This window comes from Pandoraea horticolens (genome assembly GCF_902459555.1).
Taxonomy (GTDB): Bacteria; Pseudomonadota; Gammaproteobacteria; order Burkholderiales; family Burkholderiaceae; genus Pandoraea; species Pandoraea horticolens.
Window position 1 is genome coordinate 596,048 of record NZ_CABPSM010000001.1, and the last position, 21,025, is coordinate 617,072.

General features: G+C 62.1%; 12 protein-coding genes, 1 tRNA gene and 6 pseudogenes. 10 read left to right on the forward strand and 9 right to left on the reverse strand.

Annotation, left to right across the window (positions count from 1 at the left end):
- Positions 1-29: 29 nt before the first annotated feature.
- From PHO31112_RS02740 to PHO31112_RS02750, 3 genes and pseudogenes are all read right to left on the reverse strand, one after another.
- Positions 30-603: pseudogene (locus PHO31112_RS02740) on the reverse strand (DUF1993 domain-containing protein).
- Positions 604-704: 101 nt separating this feature from the next.
- Entirely contained in the window at positions 705-1,565 is an 861-nt protein-coding gene (locus tag PHO31112_RS02745; protein ID WP_150619068.1) for a class I SAM-dependent methyltransferase, read from the reverse strand.
- A gap of 98 nt (positions 1,566-1,663) precedes the next feature.
- Positions 1,664-2,518: a nickel/cobalt efflux protein RcnA gene (locus PHO31112_RS02750; protein WP_150619069.1), complete on the reverse strand. Its 855-nt coding sequence runs from the start codon at positions 2,516-2,518 to the stop codon at positions 1,664-1,666.
- A gap of 89 nt (positions 2,519-2,607) precedes the next feature.
- Here PHO31112_RS02750 and PHO31112_RS02755 point away from each other — a divergent pair, with 89 nt between their 5' ends.
- From PHO31112_RS02755 to PHO31112_RS02780, 6 genes are all read left to right on the forward strand, one after another.
- A complete protein-coding gene (locus PHO31112_RS02755; protein WP_246177636.1) occupies positions 2,608-2,910 on the forward strand; it encodes a metal/formaldehyde-sensitive transcriptional repressor in 303 nt (100 codons plus the stop codon).
- A 28-nt stretch (positions 2,911-2,938) separates the two neighbouring features.
- Positions 2,939-4,132: a hypothetical protein gene (locus PHO31112_RS02760; RefSeq protein WP_150619070.1), complete on the forward strand. Its 1,194-nt coding sequence runs from the start codon at positions 2,939-2,941 to the stop codon at positions 4,130-4,132.
- 13 nt (positions 4,133-4,145) lie between these two features.
- Positions 4,146-4,775 carry an ABC transporter ATP-binding protein gene (locus PHO31112_RS02765; protein WP_150619071.1) on the forward strand — a complete coding sequence of 210 codons (630 nt, stop codon included), beginning with the start codon at positions 4,146-4,148 and terminating at the stop codon, positions 4,773-4,775.
- Positions 4,776-4,881: 106 nt separating this feature from the next.
- A complete protein-coding gene (locus tag PHO31112_RS02770) occupies positions 4,882-6,306 on the forward strand; it encodes an MFS transporter (protein WP_150619072.1) in 1,425 nt (474 codons plus the stop codon).
- Between the two features lie 216 nt (positions 6,307-6,522).
- Positions 6,523-8,409: a methyl-accepting chemotaxis protein gene (locus PHO31112_RS02775; protein ID WP_150619073.1), complete on the forward strand. Its 1,887-nt coding sequence runs from the start codon at positions 6,523-6,525 to the stop codon at positions 8,407-8,409.
- Positions 8,410-8,520: 111 nt separating this feature from the next.
- Positions 8,521-8,605, forward strand: a tRNA-Leu gene (locus PHO31112_RS02780).
- Between the two features lie 117 nt (positions 8,606-8,722).
- On the opposite strand, the pseudogene PHO31112_RS02785 reads toward PHO31112_RS02780, so the two are convergent.
- The 3 pseudogenes from PHO31112_RS02785 to PHO31112_RS02795 form a co-directional block, all read right to left on the reverse strand.
- A pseudogene (locus PHO31112_RS02785) lies at positions 8,723-9,972 on the reverse strand (IS256 family transposase).
- A gap of 38 nt (positions 9,973-10,010) precedes the next feature.
- Positions 10,011-10,577 (reverse strand): annotated as a pseudogene (locus PHO31112_RS02790) (DDE-type integrase/transposase/recombinase); the annotation flags it as partial.
- A gap of 69 nt (positions 10,578-10,646) precedes the next feature.
- Positions 10,647-11,845: pseudogene (locus PHO31112_RS02795) on the reverse strand (IS3 family transposase).
- A gap of 132 nt (positions 11,846-11,977) precedes the next feature.
- Between PHO31112_RS02795 and PHO31112_RS02800 the strand changes: the two are divergent.
- Positions 11,978-12,967 (forward strand): IS110 family RNA-guided transposase, encoded by a 990-nt coding sequence (locus tag PHO31112_RS02800; protein ID WP_217427003.1) that lies wholly within the window; start codon positions 11,978-11,980, stop codon positions 12,965-12,967.
- A 300-nt stretch (positions 12,968-13,267) separates the two neighbouring features.
- Here the strand turns inward: PHO31112_RS02800 and PHO31112_RS02805 are convergent.
- Both PHO31112_RS02805 and PHO31112_RS02810 read right to left on the reverse strand, forming a co-directional pair.
- Positions 13,268-13,531: pseudogene (locus PHO31112_RS02805) on the reverse strand (transposase); the annotation flags it as partial.
- Positions 13,532-13,751: 220 nt separating this feature from the next.
- The gene (locus PHO31112_RS02810; protein WP_150619076.1) at positions 13,752-15,830 is read right to left on the reverse strand and encodes an OPT family oligopeptide transporter; all 2,079 of its coding nucleotides are present in this window, start codon (positions 15,828-15,830) and stop codon (positions 13,752-13,754) included.
- Between the two features lie 328 nt (positions 15,831-16,158).
- Between PHO31112_RS02810 and PHO31112_RS02815 the strand changes: the two genes are divergently transcribed.
- A complete protein-coding gene (locus tag PHO31112_RS02815; protein ID WP_150619077.1) occupies positions 16,159-17,673 on the forward strand; it encodes an MFS transporter in 1,515 nt (504 codons plus the stop codon).
- A 45-nt stretch (positions 17,674-17,718) separates the two neighbouring features.
- Here the strand turns inward: PHO31112_RS02815 and PHO31112_RS02820 are convergent, their stop codons facing one another.
- Complete coding sequence (locus PHO31112_RS02820) at positions 17,719-18,984, reverse strand: serine hydrolase (RefSeq protein WP_150619078.1); 1,266 nt, start codon at positions 18,982-18,984, stop codon at positions 17,719-17,721.
- 322 nt (positions 18,985-19,306) lie between these two features.
- On the opposite strand from PHO31112_RS02820, the gene PHO31112_RS02825 reads away from it, so the two are divergent.
- Positions 19,307-20,128: a MetQ/NlpA family ABC transporter substrate-binding protein gene (locus PHO31112_RS02825; protein ID WP_150619079.1), complete on the forward strand. Its 822-nt coding sequence runs from the start codon at positions 19,307-19,309 to the stop codon at positions 20,126-20,128.
- Between the two features lie 41 nt (positions 20,129-20,169).
- Positions 20,170-20,973, forward strand: a pseudogene (locus tag PHO31112_RS02830) (methionine ABC transporter ATP-binding protein); the annotation flags it as partial.
- Between the last annotated feature and the right edge of the window lie 52 nt (positions 20,974-21,025).

Sequence of the window (21,025 nt, forward strand, 5' to 3'; positions counted from 1 at the left end):
CACCAGCACTCATCCGCGCAGCGGCAAGGTCAGCCCTTCGGCGCGGTGCCCGGGCGCAGATACGCGAGCACATGCGCGACGTAGTCGGCCTTGCCCAGCGCTACGCCATGCTGACGCAGAATCCCGTACGCGGTGTTGGTATGGAAGTAGAACTGTGCGAGCAGCCAGTCGCGCGCATATTGCTCGCCGGTCATGTCGAAGACCACGCCGTTGTGGCAATTCGAGAGTGATGTCGATGTACTCGCCGGCGTCGAGGGCATTGCCGGACAGCGTGTCGAGAAACGCAATGGTGTTGGCGAGACAGGCCTTCGCCTCGGCGAACGTGCCGGGACGATGCTCGGCATTCCAGCCTTCGCGCTGCAGGGCGAGCAGGGTTTCCGGAATCGGCTCGCTGCGCAACCGGTACGCGGGCTCCATCGCCTGATAGCTCGCGAAGCGCACCTGCGCGGCGAGCGGATACATGTCCGGCGCGAGACGCAATGTCATCAGCGCATCGGGGTCCTTGCTCTTCGATTTTTCGTATGCCGCCGCCTTGTCGAGCCATGCCGACAAGCCGCGCAACATATGCGAGAACGTAGGGATGAGAAGCTCGGTCAGCGTCATGCCACACTACTCCGTAGTTTTATTTTTGTGGGAACTCCGCAGCGCAGCATATCGTGATCCTGCCGGTTTCGCACGGCAGGATGAAGGAGGCCAGCGCGTGCTTACGTCGTTGCGATAAGCAGTTCTTCGGCGTTGGCCGGTGGGCGCAAGCCATCGTCGCGGTTCGAGAAATAGCGTTGGGTCAGGGCCGTCGCCGACACGTGCGTCGCGTCTTTGAAGCCATTCTCCCGGGCGAACATCATCATGTCCTCCGGTGTGAAGAAGCTGATGAACGGCGTGCCGCTCGCGCGTGCCCCTTTTGCGGCCATTTCGAGGCCGGGACGCACCTCAGGGTCGGCCATCTCCAGGGGCAACAAAAACGTCATCGCCAGCGTGGAGCCGGGCGCGAACGACGACACCTCGCGCAACGTCGACGCATTCGCCTCGCGCGTCAAGTACATGCTCACGCCTGTGGAGACGATCACCGCCGGCCGGCTGGCGTCGAAGCCGTGCTGTAAGAGGGCGTCGCGCCACGACTGTCCGGCCTCGAAATCCACCGGTACGAAGTGAAGCCAGTCCTGCACACCATAACCCAATGCGATGAGCCGGTCGTGCTTCCAGCGTTGCGGCCCTGGGCGGTCGATTTCGAAGATCGTGAGCGATGCGGCGAGTTCGGGGTGCCGCTGCGCGAAGCTGTCGAGGCCCGCGCCGAGAATCACATACTGGGTGACACCGTGCTGCAGTTGCTCTATCACGAGGTCTTCGACGAAGCGCGCACGGGCAACGATGGACGCGCGAAACGGTCGCGTGAACGCCGGGTTCATGTCGCCGCGCTCACGCCAGTCGTCCGGTGGTTCGAGCAGCTTCAGACCAACGTCGTCGGCGAGGACGTGCGGCGTGGCGTCGACTTCGAGATGCAGCGCACGCCATAGTGCAACGCGCGCTGCCGTGCTGTCGGGGGCGATGTCTTTGTGATCGGTCATGGCGCATACCTCGTGGGTCGGGTACGGGATGCGTCGATTCTTGCACAGCTCCGGCAACGCTGCCGGGCAATCGCTCACGGCCGGCGATAGTGTTCCGGCTAGCCTTTGAAGAAGAGGTGAACCGCGCCTTGATAGCCGACGTACAGCCCGACCAGAATGATGAGCCCGCCCGAGAAGTACGGCGCCTTGCGCGCGAACTCGCCGAAGCCGCTCCATCGGCGCGACACATGCCGCACGCTGAGCGCCGCCAGTGCACCGGACGCAACCATCGTCATCGCAAGCCCAATGCTGAAGCACAGCACAAGCCCCGCGCCCAACGCAAAACGTTTGAGTTGCAGGCAGAGCAGCAAGACTGTGATCGATGCCGGGCACGGCACCAGGCCGCCTGTCAGGCCGAACATGACGATCTGGCCGGTCGTGACTTCGCGGCCGGTGAATCGCTTCTGAATGTCGCGGGCATGAGCGCGCTCGTGGGCATCCTGATAATCGTCCGAGGACAGGTCGACGCCATGCGAATGCGACGCGTGGGCGTGACCGTGATCATGGCCGTGGTCGTGGTCGTGGTCGTGGTCGTGGTCGTGGTCGTGGTCGTGGTCATGATCGTGCGCACGAGCATTGTCGCGCCACGTGCGCCAAAGCATCCAGCCGGCGACTGCCAGAATCAGGACGCCCGACGCGAGTTGAAAGTACGGCTCGGAGGCGTCGGCGTCCCAGTTTCGGCCGAAGTACAGCCCGGCAAACGCGACCAGCCACACCACAGCGGTATGCGACGCCGTCGCCGACAGACCAAGCAACACCGCCTGCCCCACGGTGCCGCGAATGGCGACAATGAACGCCGCCATCATCGTTTTGGAATGCCCCGGTTCCAGCCCATGCAGCGCGCCGAGCAAGATGGCGCTGGGGATGAACAACCAGGCGTTACCTTGCTGAAGTAGGGTCGAAAATTCGGTCATGTGACATCTCACGAACTATGAAAAAGAGGAGGGACGGCGGCCGTCAATATACTCCCCTATAGTATTTTTGTGTTAGAGTTTTTCGCGATTTGACCCACCTGAAACAGGAGCGCGACCCGCCCGTGCATACGATTCGAGACAAGAACAAGCTGTTGGCACGCGTTCGTCGCATTCAAGGGCAGACGCAGGCGCTTGAGCGCCAGTTGGACCAAGAGGGCGATTGCGCCGAGATCCTGCAGCAGATTGCCGCCATTCGCGGCGCCGTGAACGGCCTGATGGCTGCCGTCATCGAGGGGCATCTCGTCGATCATCTTGTCAACGAGCCCGAACTGGCGAATCGCGAGGCCGAGTTGGACCCGGTGCTGCACGTCATCAAGGCCTACCTGAAATAACCCCCACTGTGTGCCGGAGTTGCGCGTGATGCTGTCCCTTCGATTGCATTGGTACGCCCTGGAGACGTCGCGAGTGCTGCGCAGGCACTGGCAGGTCCTTTGCCTGACAATCATGCTGGTGCTCCCGTCGATGCCGGTTTTCGCGCAAGCGCGAATTCTCGGGGCGCCTGTGCTCGCCACGCTCGCCCCAGCGCGCGGCGCCGAATGGCAGTTCCTTTGGGTGCACGCGCTTGAAGCCGTTGGCGTGCTGTGGGTGCTCGCGCAGCGACGTGCCATCTCCGGTGGCTCGTTCGCCACCTTCGTCCGGTCGTTGCCCGTTCCCGCATGGCGTCAGCGGGGTGTCGATGCGGCGGTGGTGGCGCTCGCCAGCACACCGCTGTTGCTCAGCGTGGCAGCAGCGCTCGTCGCGCTCGCCCTCACGCCCGAGAACGGCATCCCTTCCTTCTATGTGCTCGATCTGACGCTCATTACACTCGGCGCGCAATTGGCTGTGCTCAATCGAAGCCTGCGAAACGCCGTGCCGCTCGTCATGGCCAACGCGCTGCTCGTGGCGGGCCTGCAAACGTCGGGCTCGCTGGCGTTCTCGATGCTCGCAGGTGCGCTGGGCGTCTCGGTGTGGACGTTGATCCGCGTACCGGCCGTTCCAGCGCCGCGCCAATGGCGACTGGGCTCGCTGCATACCATCGCTCCTACCGCAGGTTTGCGCCGTCTGCTCTCCCCGAGTGGGTGGGTGCAGATCGGGATACTGCGCTCGCATGCGAGCACGGTTGCTGGCCGGGGCGCGCTGATGGCCGCAACGGCCGCCGCGACGTGCTATCTCAGCGCGCTCTGGGCGTTCGACATCCGTGCCAAGGCGCTCGTCTTGATGGCCCAGGCCGTGATCCTTGTGATCGCCGCCATGCATTTCCGCGAGTTGAGTCAAGCCCACTACCGGGCGGCACATTTCACCCGTTCGCTGCCATGCCGGCCGATCTGGCAGACGCTCGCCGATATTGCGACGGTGCTCGGTGTTGCATTGGTGTTTGTGGTCATTGGCCCCGTCTTTCTCGCGATAAATGGCGCGATGCCTCTCTGGCAGACGCCGCCTCTCTTACTCGCCGGTATACCGCTCGTGGCATTGCTGCGCTTACCGCAACGATTTGCTCCACGCCAGTCCGTGTTGCTCGGTGCGACACTTGCCGCGTTGTGGGTCGCCACCGTCTGGCCGTGCTTCGTTTACTGATTTCCCTCCGCTCATGCTCCGCTTCGCTAATCTCACCAAACGCTTCGGCACCCGTACCCTCTTCGAGAATCTGCACTTCAACGCAAACGCAGGTTGCGCGGCGTTGAACGACGAAAACGGCAGCGGCAAATCCACCCTGCTCGGCATGCTCGCGGGCACCGTCGATGCGGATGGTGGCGATATCTGGCTAGATGGGCATTCCCTGCGCGAAGCGCCGCTGGCCGCAAAATCCGCGCTCGCGTACGTGCCCGACGATTGCCTCGCGTATCCGTTTCAGACAGGGCGCGCGCTGCTTGACCTCGTGGCGTCGACCAAAAAGACGAGCGTCGATGCGGGCGTAATCAATCTCGCCCACCGTTTCGGGTTGGCACCCCACATGGAAAAGCGCTTCGAGCAGATGTCGCTGGGTACGCGCCGCAAGTTCTTCCTGAGCGCAACGCTAATTGGCGCGCCGCGCGTGATCATCGCGGACGAGCCCGGCAACGGCCTGGACGCCGCCGCGCGCGCTGTCCTCATCGACTTGTTCACCACACTGGGTAAAGATCGCTGCGTGTTCTTTTCCAGCCACGATCCGGATCTCACACGCGCCTGCCACGCCACGACGGCCGCCTTTGCCGACCTCACACCGCACCGCGCCATCTGACACACCGTTTCGCTTTGCACGCGCCGCGATAGTTCATCACGCGTCGAAACATCCTCGCGTCACGCGCCCCTAGACTTCGGCCATCGTCATCACCGGCTGGAAAACCATGAATACCGATTGCGGCGCACGATCTCCTGAGCGCGCCAGCGCCGTACAATACGATGCGTCCAACGCGCGACGGATTCTGAACGCCACATGCGTCAGCTACGTCGTCGTTCTGCTGGACACGTCGATCGTCAATGTCGCACTCGAGCCGCTAGCCCATGCCTTCGATGTGCAAATGACCGGGCTGCAATGGGTTGTCAGCGCCTACACACTGTTGTTCGCGAGTCTGCTGCTCACGGGCGGCACACTCGGAGACCGATGGGGCGCGAAGCGGGGCTATCTCGCTGGCCTGCTGATTTTCATGATGGCGTCGCTCGGCTGCGCACTCGCACTCTCGCCGCCGATGCTCATCGCCGCCCGCGCGCTTCAGGGCATCGGTGCGGCGTTGCTCGTACCGTGCTCGCTCAAGCTCATTCATCAGGCAACGCCCGACCCCGCCGAGCGGGCACGGGCCATCGGCCGATGGGTCGGACTGGGCGGCGTCGCACTGGCCGCCGGCCCGCTCGTCGGTGGCGCGCTGATCCACTGGCTCGGCTGGCGCAGCATTTTCCTGGTAAACGTGCCGGTCTGTCTCGCCGGCGCGGTGATGGCGGGGCGCATCGCCTGCGCGCCGCCTGCGCAGTCCGGTGCCAACCGCATCGATCTTTCCGGGCTGATGACGGGCATGGTCGCGCTTGCCACCCTGATCGGGGTGCTCATCGAGGGCCATGCGCTCGGCTGGACGTCCGCGTGGATCGCCGCGGGTGCCGTCTTGTCCGCCCTTGCGTGGCTTGCACTGCTGCGCATCGAGGCCCGTCATCCCCATCCGATGCTGCCGTTGACGCTGTTCCGAAGCGGGGTATTCACCGGCTCGGCGGCCGCGTCGATGGCCTCCGCTTTCGTGTTCTACGGATTGTTGTTCGTGGTGAGCCTGCATTTTCAGCAGGTGCGCGGATACACCGCCCTACAGACGGGCACGGCGCTACTGCCCATGACCGTCATGGTCGCCGCCGGAAGTCTGCTGGCGGGGCGTCTGGCAGGCCGCTTCGGCCCGGTGCGTCCGGTGCTTTGGGCGTTCGTTGCCTACGCTGCGGGAGCCATCGGGCTGGCATTCGTCACGGCCGATGTACCGTATGCGTTCGCCGTGTTGCCTATGCTGGCCATTGGGGTGGCGTCCGGCGTTGTTTCACCCATTGCAACGGCGCCGGCGTTGCAGACGGTTGCGCCAGCGCGGGCGGGGGTCGCAGCCGCCGTTCTGAACACTGCGAGACAGGCGGGTGCGGCGCTCGGCGTTGCGATCTTCGGCTCGCTCGCGGGCACCGTTCCGCCAGCGGAAACCGGGCTGTACCCAGCGCTGGGGCTAGCTGCCGGGGTCAGTCTCGCGATGTTGCCGGCGTGGCGCCTGGCGTTACGCGAGTGGGGCAGGACTTCGCCGGGTCGGGGGTAACGGGAAGGGATTGCAAGGTGAACAAAGGCCCTATTGGCGGCCGGCGAAGTGCGACACACGCGCATTGATCTCGAATCATTAAAGTTACTGCCTCAATGCGCCGTAAGCGCAGAGAGTAAAGCAGTCATGTATCGATGCGATGGCACCGGCGGTACTGCCGGAGCGGTAAATCCCCCTTTTTCAACGGCTCGCTTGCGAGCCTACCGATGAAAGCCCATGAAAGTCACTTCGTTGCGAACCCGGATTCTGCTCATCACCTGCCTGACGGTGGTGGGGGCACTAATTCTCTCTGGCATTACGACTTACGTGATCGTGCGCGACAGCATGATGTCGAGCATTGCGCACACGCTCTCGGCCGTAGCCAACGGCAATGCGAGCGCCATCGAGCGCTGGTCGGCCGACAAGGCGCAGGCGGTCGTGGCGACGTCGCAGGTCGTCGAGAAAGGGGACCCGGCTCTGGTGAAGCTCATGGGCAAGACCAACGACTTCCCGATCACGACCATCGGCTGGTCGGACAAGACGTTCTTCTCCACCACCAACACCACGCCGCCGGGCTACGACCCGACCACCCGTCCCTGGTATAAGAGCGCAGTCGCGGCGGGCAAGCTGGCCATCACCAAGCCGTATGGCGATTCGGGGACCGGCATTCTGTACGTGGCCTTCGCCGCTCCGATCGTGCGTGACGGCCAGACTGCTGGTGTGGTCAGTGGCGCCGTGCCGCTCACCGGCGTGCAGGACATCATCAAGGCGGTGCACCCCACGCCGTCGAGCCTCGCACTGGTCGTGGCAAGCGACGGGCAGGTGATCGCCCACCCGGACAACAAGTTCTCGCTCAAGCCGTCGACGGAGGTGGCCGCCGCGCTTACCGCCGACTCGCTGCCGGGCATGACCGCCGACGACGCCGCACCGGTCGCCATGGAACTCGCGGGAGCCCCCAAGCTGCTCAAGGCCAAGCGCATTCCCGGCACGGACTGGTATCTGGTGGTCGCGCTCGACCGTGCGGAAGCCACGGCCGGCCTGACGCATGTGCTGAGCGCAACGATCATCACGCTGATCGTGCTGACGTTGATCGCGCTGGCCATCGTGTCGCTTTTCACGTCACGCGCCTTCAAGCGTCTGTCGACCGTACGCGACGCCATGGACACCATCGGTTCGGGCGACGGCGACATGACGCAGCGCCTGGACGTCATCGGCCACGACGAAGTGGCGCAGATTTCGACGTCGTTCAATGCATTCGTCGACAAGATCAGTACGGTGATGCTCGATGTGCGCTCGGGCGTGTCGTCGATGACATCGGCCACGAGCGAGATCGAGATGGGCAACCGCGATTTGTCGCAGCGCACCGAAGCCTCCGCAGGGTCGTTGCAGGAGACGTCGTCTGCGCTCACGGAGCTGACCTCCAGCGTCAAGCAGACGGCCGATACGGCCGAGCACGCGACGCGTCTGGCCAACGAGGCGAGCGCTGCCGCCGCGCGGGGCGGCCAGGTTGTCACCGATGCCGTGGGCACGATGGCGGCGATCACGCAGTCGTCGGAGCGCATCACGGAGATCATCGGCGTGATCGACGGCATTGCATTCCAGACCAACATTCTGGCGCTCAACGCCGCGGTGGAAGCGGCGCGCGCGGGCGAGCAGGGACGTGGCTTTGCGGTGGTGGCAGGCGAAGTGCGCACACTGGCCCAGCGCAGTGCCGCTGCGGCACAAGAGATCAAGACGCTCATCGAGACGTCGGTGCACAACGTGAAGAGCGGTACGGAACGCGTACAGGCTGCGGGTACGACGATGCACGAGATCGTCGACGGGATTACGCGAGTGCAGCGTCTGGTGAGCGAAATCCACGCGGCGATGACCGAACAGAGCGCAGGCATCAGCCAGATCGACCGTTCGGTTTCGGAGATGGATCAGGCGACGCAGCAGAATGCGGCGCTGGTCGAAGAGTCGGCGGCCGCGTCGGCGATGTTGAGTGAACAGGCCCGCATGCTCGCCGAAACGGTGGCACGCTTCCGTCTGCGAGAGGAGCATCGCAGCGATTCGCACGGCTTTGGCGCGTCGCATGCGCCGTCGCTGTCGGCGGTGGGCTCGTCGCAGCGTCTGGCCGCTTGAGGGCAGGGCGAGGGCGGCGCGGTATACGGGAAAAGGCCGAGTGGCGATGTGAACGCTTCGTACGCGAGGCGTTCACAAAATCCGATTTTCCCGTTACAATCGCCGTCCCCTGCCCAGGTGGCGGAATTGGTAGACGCACTATCTTGAGGGGGTAGCGCCGAGAGGCGTGCGGGTTCGAGTCCCGCCCTGGGCACCAAGGCAGCCTTATCTGGCAAGACTTCCCCGGTAGTTTGGCGTAATTTTGGCGTAGGTACGCGAAAATGCCGCATGCAAGGGGGGTGTCAGAATTTCCGTGTTCGAGGCGGGTTGAAAATCACACGGACGGTCGCACGAAACGATCCGCATAGAGGATAGCGAATTGGTTCATGGCCGCTTTCCAATCCTTGGCAGCGCGCCCCCAGTCGGCGCAGATATTGCGTAGTGCCAGCCAAATGAGTTTCGTTGCGGCATTATCGCTCGGGAAATGCCCTCGCGTCTTGATGATCTTGTGCAGTTGCGAGTTGATATTCTCAATGGCGTTTGTCGTGTAGATTACCTTGCGGATGTCCGGCGCAAACGCAAAAAACGGAATCACGCGATCCCGGGCATTGCGCCACCACGCGCTCAGCGTCGGGAATTTCTGGCCCCACGGCCCTTCGGTAAATGCATCAAGTTCGGCCTGAGCCGCCTCCGCGCTTGGCGCGGTGCAGGTGGGTTTGATCGCTGCAGCCAGTCCTTTGCGATTCTTCCAGCTCGCGTAATCGAGGCTGTTGCGGATCAGATGGACGATGCAGGTTTGTAGCGTGGTCGCCGAGAACACGGCGGCCAGTGCCTCGAGCATGCCCTTGAGGCCATCGGTTACCGCAATCAGGATGTCGTTCACGCCGCGCGTTTTCAGATCGTTAAACGCCTTCATCCAGAACTTGGCACCCTCGGTGTTTTCGATCCAGAGCCCCAGGATGTCGCGCGTACCGTCGGGCAGGATGCCCAGCGCCAGATATACCGCCTTGTTGCGTACGACGGCATCCTCGCGAATCTTCACGCGCAGCGCGTCGAAGAACACGACCGGATACATCGGTTCGAGCGGGCGGGACTGCCAGGCGGTGACTTCACTCGTCACCTCATCGGTGACCGAGCTGATGAACTCGGGCGAGACTTCCGTGCCGTACTGTTCCAGTACGAAACCCTGAATTTCACGTACGGGCATGCCACGGGCATACATGGCGATGATCTTGTCATCAAAGCCCGCGAAGCGTCGTTCGTGTTTGGGAATCAACAGTGGCTCGAAGCTGCCGTCGCGGTCGCGCGGCACCTCGATCGGATCGGGCCGTCCTCTGTCAGGACCGTCTTGGCACCACGGCCGTTGCGCTGGTTCGTCACGCTGGCCGGTTTGGCCGTGCCCGACGGGTAGCCGAGATGGTGGTTCATCTCGCCGCCCAGCGCACGCTCGATCAACGCTTTTTTGAAGGCCAGCGATGCGGCATTGATGGCGTCGGCCGTCATCGGGCCGTGGCCGAACTACTCAAGCAGCTCGGCGGGGATCGTCGGCAATTCCGCCGGTGGGGTTTTCGGTTTGCGAGGCATAGCCACTCCTTGGCGACATGTTATGCCTCAAACACGAAATTAATGACAGGCCCGGAAAATTCGCTGCCATTGTCCACGAACAGGTGTCGTGGAGCTCCGCGTCTGACGGCGATACGATTCAGTGCCGACACCACGTGTTCGCCTCTCAAACGCTGTCCGACTTCGATGGCCAATGCTTCTTTCGTGAAGACGTCCACGATCGTCAAGGTGCGGAACTTCGACCCGTCTGCGAGTTGGTCTGCGACGAAATCCATACTCCAGGCGTCGTTCGGTTTGCCTGGCACAATCTTCTGCACACGAGTCACAACCATCTTGCGTCGCTTAGGCAGTTTTGAGCGCAACTGCAGCCGCTCTTCGCAGTACAGCCGGTATGCTTGATCACGGCCCAACTGCCAGCCCTCGCGGAGCAACAGCACGAGAACACGCCGATAGCCGTAGCGCACACGCGTGTGGGCAATCTCGCGCATGCGTGCACGCAGCTCCCGACGGGGATCTTTGACGCTCCGGTAATACTGGATCACGAGCCGACAGGCCCGCCTCATCGTCAATCCATAGTGGCTTATCACGTAATCCACCACGTCTTTCCTCAGCGCGGGCCGGGCCACTAATAGGATGGTCCGCCCCTCCCCGAAGGGGGTGGAGTTGCCCCTGTAACTCAGGACACGCGGACACCGTTAGGTTGATGACAACGCAGCACGCCTGAACTCGCGAGGCGAGCGGTATTTCAGGGCTTTATGCGGGTGGCGCTCATTGTAGTGTTCAAACGCGATAGCCAGACGCGAGAGTGCCGTTTGCGCGTCAGGCTTGTCCATATAGGCGACGTAATTGTGCTTCATGGTCTTCACGAACGATTCGGCCATGCCATTGCTCTGCGGCGAACGTACCGGCGTGGTCAGCGGCTCAAGACCCAGTTCGCGAGCGAAGCTGCGCGTGCGGTGGTCGATGTAGGCCGAGCCGTTGTCCGTCAGCTATTCGATGGGCTGCGCGGCCTGCGTGGTGCCGAAGCGCTGTTCGACGGCGGCCAGCATCACGTCGCGCACCACATCACCGCTATGCCCGCCGGTCGTCGCTGCCCAGCTAATCGCTTCCCGATCGCAGCAGTCCAGCGCGAACGTCACGCGCAGCGGCGTGCCATCGTCACACCGGAACTCGAAGCCATCGGAGCACCAGCGGGTGTTGCTGTGGTCTACGGCAACGCGACCGTCCTGTCGCCGCTTGTCTCGCCGCACGCCGAGGCGGCGCAGCAGCAACTGATGCTCACGCATCACGCGGTAGACACGCTTGTGGTTGATGCATGGCGCACCGACCAGTTCGCGACTGCGTCGCAGCAGCGCCCAGATGCGCCGGTAGCCATAGGTCGGCAAGTGTCCCACATGAGCCCGGATTTCCTCGACCAGTTCCGTGTCGTCGGTCGGCCTGGCGCTGCGGCCATCCTGCCAATCGGACGAGCGAGTCTGCTTCACCGTCACACCAGAGCGCGCCACGCCGAGAACTTCGCAGACCGTTTTCAATGGTCGTCCCCCGGCAACAAGGGCGAGCGCGCAATCAGGTTTTTTGAGCGGCCCCACTCGACGGCTTCTTTCAAAATTTCGACTTCCATCGTCTTCTTCCCGAGCAGCCGCTGCAACTCCTTGATTTCCTTGATCGCGGCGGCCAGCTCCGATGCGGGCACAACGGTTTCGCCCGCTTGACCTGCGGCCAGGCTGCCCTCTTGGTATTGCTTGCGCCAGCCGAACACTTGGTTCGGGTTCACGCCGTGCCTCCGCGCTACGGCAGACACCGATGCGCCCGGTGCCAGTGTTTCCTGCACGATGGCGATTTTTTCCTGAGCCGTGCGCCGACGACGACGCTCCGGTTCGGTCAGAATTTCAATGGGTTCCACGTAATGACTAGGCTTACTGATAGGCACAAGACTATCCCCTATTTTAAAAGAGTCCTTGTGTCCTCAGATACGTGGGGCTGCTCCAGGGGGATACTGAAACCCCGAAACCGTTGGAGAATGATCATGCGTATCGTTCCTCGCAACTGCGCCGTCTACGGTGTCGATCTGGGCAAGACGACATTTCACATCGCCGGAGCCGACCAGCATGGACGTCCCACACTGAGAATCAAGCTTCGCCGTGACGCGTTGCTACAGTTCTTTGCGACAGCTTCTCCCGCGCGCGTGGGCATGGAAGCTTGTCCTGGAGCGCATTGGCTGGCAAGGAAACTGATCGCGTTCGGCCACGACGTCAAGTTGATACCAGCCCAATTCGTCAAGCCCTACCTGAAGTCAAACAAGAATGACGCCCTCGACGCCGAGGCAATCGCCGAAGCGGTAACGCGCCCAACAATGCGCTTCGTCCCTGTCAAACGCCACGAGCAACTTGATATGCAAGCGCTACATCGTGTGCGAGCCCAATTCGTTCACCAGCGCACGGCGATTGTGAGTCAGTTTCGCTACTTTCTGCTCGAATACGGCATCGCCATCCACACTGGTATCGGCATGTTCCGACGCGATGCGACTCGCATTCTCGCGGATGATTCAAACGATTTGACGCCGACCATGCGACAGCTGCTGACGGATCTGTGGTCGGACTTCCTGCGCATAGACGAGCGCGTCACCTCACTTTCCGGTCAGATCGAAGCGTCCGCCAAGCACGATGACGTTGTACAGCGCCTCACGACGATTCCGGGCATTGGCCCGCTTGGGGCAAGCGCTTTGTGCGCAGCCATTGGAAATGGCAAGCAGTTCCGCAGCGGACGCGACTTGGCTGCATGGATCGGCCTCGTTCCGCGTCAGCATACGACGGGTGGCAGGCCAACGCTTCTAGGTATCAGCAAACGCGGCAATACGTACCTGCGCCGCTTACTCGTATTGGGTGCCCAATCCTGTCTGATGCATCTGGACCGCTCAAAAGATCGGCTCGGGCGATGGCTCGATACGCTCGAGAGCAGGATGCATCACAACAAGGTCGTGATAGCGTTGGCCAACAAGCTCGCCCGAGTCGCATAGGTTGTGCTTACGCGTCCAGGCACCCTGTACGAAAAAACGGATCCACGCTTTTAAAACCGAATCGACCTCAAGTTTGCAGGGACGTGGAATTGAGATGACGCAACAGCTGACCGGCGTGCTGTAAGCCTTGGTCAAAAAAGCAGGCTAGCAAGCCCAGGCCAACTTATTAGGAACGGTACGCGCAGATCTCATCATGGCCTGAACGCCAGGAGCGTTCGACTCGCGAGAGGCCGGATACATTTACGCAAACTGACATGCGTCGGATCGACAATGCTCGCCTTGCAAAGCCGGGGCGGACCATACATTTTTTGACAGAACGTCCTGCAGGATGGCCTTATCCAAGCTCAGTTCGGCGACCAGCTTCTTCAGCCGCGCGTTCTCTTCCTGCAGCTGCTTAAGTTCGCGTACTTGATCAGACTGCATCCCGGCGTATTGCTTCTTCCACCGATAGAACGTCTGTTCCGAGATACCGACCTGCCGGATCACATCGGCCACCGGCATCCCCAGCTCGGCTTGCCTCAGCACTGCCACAATCTGTTCGATCGAAAAGCGTTTCCGTTTCATGACAAACCACCTCCCGGTTCAGGGTGAAGTTTGCCGCAAAACTCGCGCTCAGATCGGTCCAAGATTCCTAAAGCCGATCAGGAAGGGGGCGGGGAGGGGGGAGCACTGCGAGCCGCTCGATGCCGATCGAACATCCAGCGGCTCACGGCCTAGAGCCAAAATCTAAATCACCAACAAACTAGCTTTCTAACGAACTAGCCTGAGCTTGCTCGTTATCACGTTACCGCGTTGTCGCAATAACGCGTCGAACCAGAACTACGCAAATACTTGCAAACACGACCAGCGCGAGCCATTCGGCTGTCGGGGCAAAGCCATTCCCCACGATGGCCAACGGGGAGTCGGAGCCGGTGAAGCCAACGACCATTGCCATCGCCACACCGACAAGACTCTCACCGACGATCAAGCCCGACGCGAGCAACACACCACGTCGTTCAGCCGCCTCAGCAAACGGACCATAGTCTTTGCCCTGCGCCTTCGCACGCGCTTTCAACACGCGCTGTGCGATCCAGCCCAACAGTGCGCCAATCACCAGCACGGAACCAATCGTGGGTGGCAAATAAATGCCGATACCTACGGCGATCACCGGCAAACGCGCGACGCCGCCTCGCTTGGCCAGCACCGCATCGATGGCGATCAACACGAGCCCGAGCAATGCGCCAATGCCAAGCATCGACCAGTCGAGCTGGTGTGTGAAGATGCCCTTCGCAATGGCCGTCATCAAAATCGCCTGCGGCGCGGAAAGCGCTTGCGATGGGTCCATACCCGGACGCGGCAGCGCATCGACAAAGCCATAGGCGTTGTACAGCAGGTTCAGCACCGGCGGAATCACCGCGGCGCCGATCACACAGCCGATGAGCAGCGCCACCTGCTGACGCCACGGCGTGGCGCCCACAAGCCAACCCGTCTTCAGATCCTGCAGGTTGTCGTTCGAAATCGTCGCAATGGCGATGACGGCTGACGTCGTGAACAGCGCCAGCGCAATCGCGAGTTTGCTACCCTCGCTCGTGTCGAGCAACCCGCTTGCCTGACTGACACTGAGAATCAGCAGCGAGACAAGCATCACCGCAACGATCCCGATACCCGAAATCGGGCTGGCCGACGACCCCACCAATCCGGCCATATAGCCGCAGGCTGCCGCGACGAGAAAGCCAAAGACCACCGCAAACACCACGCTACAGGCCACCAGCGTCGCAATGGTGCCAAACGACAAAGGCGCCTCCGCGAGAAACACGCCGAATGTGACGACCCACACGGCCACGCATACAAGCGTGAGCCCGATCACCCAATATGGCGAGAGGTCTTGCTCGGTGCGTCCCAACGCGGTGCCCCTGCCGCGCGCGCCGCGTGACTGTCCCAGTGCAGTGAACGACGTCTTCACGCCATCGACCATCGGTTTCGCGAGCGTAATGAGTGTCCAGATGGCTGACACGCCGATGACACCCGCACCGATGAACCGCACCTTATGTTGCCAAAGACCATTGGCAAACGCGGCAATCGCCTGGCCATCGGTGTTGGGGGTCACGGATGTCAGCACCGGCACGGCAATGCCCCAGCTAAAGACGATGCCAAGCAAAATCGCCAAGCCCGAAACAATGCCGATGAGATAACCGGCACCGATCAATGCGAGGGAGAAACCGGTCGTCAGACGGAAGACCGCAGTGCCGGCCGGAATCCACGCCGTAATGCTCTCGCCCAATACTCTCAACCCGCCCGTCGCGAACGCAAACAGTGCGGACACTACACCGCCGAATGCGATTTCTCGCACGCCACTGGCTTCGTTGGCCCCCTCGCGTCTTGCCGGCGAAGCCTTTGCGTCAACCGACGCGACATCGTCTCCTTCACTGCCAACGCGCAGAATTTCCGCCGCCGCCACCCCTTCGGGGTAGGGCAGATTGCTGTCGACAACCATCGCACGCCGCAGCGGAATGGTGAACAGCACGCCGAGTATGCCGCCCGACGCGCAGATCGCAAGCGTCAAGCCGAACGGAAAGCCCTGCCAGTGACCAATCATCAACAGACCGGGCAACACGAAAATGATCGACGAGAGCGTGCCGGCCGCAGACGCCTGCGTCTGCACCATGTTGTTCTCGAGGATGTTGCCGCCACGCAGTGCGCGCAGCACTGCCATGGAGATGACGGCTGCGGGAATCGATGAGGAGAACGTCAGCCCGACTTTCAGGCCGAGGTAGACGTTGGACGCGGTGAACACCACGGTGATCAGGGCGCCGAGGATCACGCCACGCACCGTCAACTCGGGGAGCGAGACGGCGTCGGGAATTCGGGTCGGGTGAGATGCCATGTATGAATCGGGGGGGATTTTTCGCCCAATGAGAATGAGTGGCGCAAATTGTATGCGCCCCCGTGGTGCGCCGCCAGTCTTGACGGCCGACATAGAACGACCGTTCGAATTTCATTTTTCCCGAAGGATGGAAGCTGCTACTAACTGACTTCGATTCGATCTGGCAAATGGTTAATTCCAAAGCATCGACATCCCATCTAATTATTTGATGGAATCCAACTTTTCTTAATTGATTTATTGATGGATGATTCGGGCTCCCCTAAAAGATAAGAAGAGAACGTGCGCACTCCCAACGGGAACGGGGCCGCGCAGTAAAAGGAGCTTTCCGATGTCTAGTCTGCATACTTCATCGCATCCGATAAACGAGTCGAGCGGCGCGCGTCGCTGGCTGGTGCTTGCCGTTGTCTCGGTGGCGCTGCTGCTCATCGTGATCGACATGACGGTGCTCTATACGGCATTGCCTCGCCTGACCCACGATCTCGCCGCGACGGCCTCCGCCAAGCTGTGGATCGTCAACGCCTACGCCCTTGTCGTGTCAGGCCTGCTGCTTGGCATGGGCACGCTGGGCGACCGACTTGGCCACAAGCGTCTTTTTCTTGCCGGACTGGTGGTTTTCGGTGTGGCGTCGCTCGCGGCGGCATTCGCCGCTAACGCCAACTTCCTGATCGGCGCGCGCGCATTCCTTGGCGTCGGTGCGGCCATGATGATGCCCGCGACCTTGTCGCTGATCCGCCTGACGTTTGCCGATGCACACGAGCGAGCACTCGCTATCGGCATCTGGGCGTCGGTCGCCTCCGGTGGTGCGGCCTTCGGGCCGATCGTCGGCGGTGCGTTGCTCGAGCATTTCTGGTGGGGATCGGTCTTCCTGATCAACGTGCCCATCGTGCTGGTCGCACTGCCGCTCGCTTGGTGGCTCATTCCGAAGGGCGGTGCGACCTCGACGCAACCGTGGGACTGGTTCGGGTCGCTGCTCTTCATGGTCGGCCTGATCGGGCTGACATACGCGATCAAGAGCGCTGGCAAGCCGTCTCCGGATTGGCCGGCGCTCGCTGCCGCACTGATCGTAGGCACCGTTTTCCTGTGGGCTTTCGTGCGCCGGCAGCAACGCAGCGAGCATCCGCTGCTCGACTTCGCCCTTTTCCGCAATCCGGCATTCTCGGGGGCGGTGGTCGCGGCGTTGGTGGCGGCTGCCGCGTTGATCGGAATGGAACTGGTGTTCAGCCAGCGTCTGCAACTGGTTCTTGGCTATTCGCCGCTGGACGCCGGAGTGGCCATCATGCCGCTGGCGCTGGCCTCGTTCGTGGCCGGGCCGATTGCCGGGCGCCTGCTGCCACGCATGGGTGCTGCGAGGATGTTGCCGATCGCACTGCTGACGTCGGCGCTCGGTATGGCGGGCTATCTCATGGTCCTCGACATGGGCCTTGTGCTGTCGGTGCTCTCACTGGCGATACTTGGTTTTGGCATCGGTGCGACGATTACCGCTGCATCGAGCACCATCATGCAGAGTGCGCCGCCCGAGCGCGCCGGCATGGCGGCGTCGGTCGAAGAGGTCTCTTATGAACTCGGTGGCGCGCTAGGCGTGACGTTCATGGGCAGCCTGCTGACGTTCATCTACGGCCGGTCGATGGATGTGCCGCAAACAGCGGCATTGCCCGGCACCGTGCGCGACAGTCTCGACGAAGCCCTGTTGGTCGCGGAGCATTTGCCACCGGCGCTCGCCGATGTGCTAACGAGCGTGGCGAACACGGCCTTCAATCAGGGCTTCAACGCCGTGATCGGTGCGAGCGCGCTGTTGCTCTTCGCAACGGCCGTCTGGAGCCGTTGGCACGCGCGCAGGCGCTAACCGGCGAGTCCGAGGCGGGTGCTCACTTTCCCGCGAGCGCGCGCTTCACTGCAACGAGCATGACAACCAATGGGCGATGCGCACACCGTCGAGGCGCGAGCCTTCCGGGGTGTCGCTGCCGAGCATCGTCACAATGACGGGCCGGCGGTTGTGCACCATCACGCGCATCACCATGCTGTGCCCCGACTCCTTGATGAAGCCGGTCTTTTGCACACTCGCATTCACTTTCCCGAAACGCACGAGACGGTTCGTATTGACGTACTGCAATTGTCCCTTGCCCGTGTGCACCTGTTGCTGGTGATCGATTGAATAGCGTCGAATGAGCGGATACGCATTCGACGCTCGCACCAGACGCGCCAGCTCGCGCGCCGTCGACACATTGCGCGGTGACAATCCGGTCGAATTTTCAAAGCGTGTGTTCGGCATGTTCAAGGCGCGAGCCTTGGCGTTCATCGCAGAGATGAACGCCTTGCGCCCGCCCGGATAGTCGCGGCTCAATGCAGCGGCCGCACGATTCTCCGATGCCATGAGCGAGATATGCAGCATGTCGGTGCGGGAGAGCGTCGACCCGACGGCCAGACGAGAATGCGTGTACTTGAGCGTATCGAGATCCGCCTTGGTCACGGTGAGAGGGGCGCGCATCGCCGGCCTACTATCGAGCCAGACCACGGCCGTCATCAACTTGGACAGTGATGCAATTGGCCTCACCTGATCCGCATTGTGCGCGAACAGCGGCGTGTTCGTTTTCTCGTCGACGATATAGACAGCCCGCGAGAACAGACGCTTACGTGACGCTGGCGTAAAGCCGCAACGTGCAAGCAACCTGGGTTTCGCGTCGGTGCTGACTTGTGCATGGGGGACCTTGGCAGCCGCAACCGGGACAGCGGGGGCAGCACGGGCAACGGTTGCGGCTGTCGAACGCTTCGCCCCGGCACTGCGCTTCGCCGCTGCAGAGGGACGTTTCACCGCAGCTTTCGCCTCACGCGGCGGTTTTGTGGCCTTACGGCCTGCAGGCCCCTTTGCCCGAGGGCTCGCGGTTCGCTTGCGAGACGTACTCGCTGCCACCGCTTTCCGATGGGGGGGCTTCGACGGTTTTTTCGCGGTCGCTTTCTTTTTCTTGACGGCATCGTCGCGGCGCTTGCCGGTGCTCGCGTGATGGCCCGTTGCGGCGAGGGCATCGCTCACTGGTAATCCCGCGATGAGCAGTATCACGCTGAAGAGCACTAGACGTGCGAGCGCGACGCCGCGCGGCGTCAAACCATAGAGACGGGGCAGGCAGGGGCTGAGCAGCGGGTACCACTGGGTAGACATCTTCGCGCGGCTCCGTAGTGAGAGGGTGACGGTCGACGCGTGTATGCAAGAGCACCGCCTCGCACGGCGGTGACCGCCATGCAGGACACAGACGCAATACACGGGAAACCTGTTGGACGGCGTGTCGCCGAGGAGTTCCTGAGTTTCCCGGTGGCGCATCATAAAAAGTCACATATATCGAACCTTCGGCGTATGAATGCTCTGCGCTGCACGCCGTATTTGCTTTGCGCATTTGGTTATTGGACGGTATCGAGGGCGATTTCCTAAACTGTGCCTTCACCTGAATCTGCACCTTCGACACCCAAAGCCAAAGGAATCATCCATGCAACGTCGCCAATTGTTTCGCCTGCTCGGCAGTTTCTCGCTCGCACTGGCCATCGGCTCGATGGGGACGATGGGTGCGCATGCTGCCGACAAGCCGCTCAAGGTCGGCGTGCGTGGTGGTGTCGACGAGGAGATTTGGGAAGTTGTCGCGAAGGTCGCGAAGTCGCGCGGTCTGAACGTCGAGCCCGTAGTGATCACCGGCACCGCGAGCCCGAACGAAGCGCTCAACAACGGCGATCTCGACGCCAACTCGTTCCAGCACATTCCGTTCCTGCGCGATCAGGTCAAGCAACGCGGTTACAAGATCGTGGCGGTGGCTGACACACTGATTTCGCCCATCGCGTTCTATTCGAAGAAGTACAAATCACTTGAAGCGTTGCCCACGGGCGCGAAGATCGGCTTGCCGAACGACCCGAGCAATCAGACCCGTGCGCTCGTGATTCTGCGTGACCACGGCCTGATCAAATTGCGCGACGGTTTCGATCCGTACACCGGCACGGCAACGCTCGCGGATGTCACGGCCAATCCGCGTAAGCTCGACTTCATCGAGAGCGCCTCGGTCGTGCTGGCCCGCTCGCTGCCCGACGTCGATGCCTCGGCCATTGTCAACAGCTTCGCCTATCAGGTGGGTCTCATCGCCACGCGAGATGGCATCGCCGTGGAAAAGCGCGCGAACAATCCTTACGTGAACATCATTGCCGTGCGAGAGAAGGACAAGAACGCCGCGTGGGTCGCGCCGCTGGTCAAGGCGTATCAGTCTGAAGAAGTGCGCAAATTCATCGAGACCAAGTATCAGGGCTCGGTGGTCCCGGCGTTCTGAGGCAGGACGCGACGCCACACGTCACCAGCGAGGAACATGCGATGACTACCCGACACACGTCGACGGCACCCGTCACCCGGCTGCCCACGGCGGCCGCACGCGAAGTTGCCCACATCACGTTCGATGGGCTCGGCAAGATTTACGCGGGGGCATCGAGCGCCGCGCTTCAAGACATCTCGTTTGCGGTGCAACGCGGCGAGAGCTTCGGCATCATCGGCCGCAGCGGCGCCGGGAAATCCACGCTGCTGCGCACGATCAATGCGCTAGAGCTGCCGAGCAGCGGACACGTCAAGGTTGACGGCATCGATGTCGCGACACTCGGCGAAGACGCACTCGTGGGCCTGCGCCGCCGCGTCGGCATGATCTTCCAGCACTTCAATCTGCTTTCGGCGAAGACTGTCTTCGAGAATGTTGCGTTGCCGCTGCGTGTAGCGGGCGTGCCCAAAGCACAGATCGCCTCGCGCGTGAACGAACTGCTCTCGCTCGTGGGGCTGGCGGGCAAAGCCGAGGCCTATCCCGCGATGCTCTCGGGGGGACAGAAGCAACGCGTCGGTATTGCGCGGGCGCTCGTGCATCGCCCCGAGATTTTGTTATGCGATGAGGCGACATCGGCACTCGACCCCGAGACGACCGATGCGATCCTCACGCTGCTCGGCGACGTGCAGCGCGAGTTCGGGCTGACGGTCGTGCTCATCACCCACGACATGGGCGTGATTCATCAGGCGTGCGAGCGCGTGCTGGTGCTCGATCAGGGACGCATCGTCGAATTGGGCACGGTCGACGACGTCTTCGCGAATCCGCAGGCCGACGCGACACGTGCGTTGCTGCGTCCGCTTCAACATGCCTGGCAAGGCCGGCTTGCGTCGCCGGCGGTGCGTGCGCAGGCGCAGGTTCACG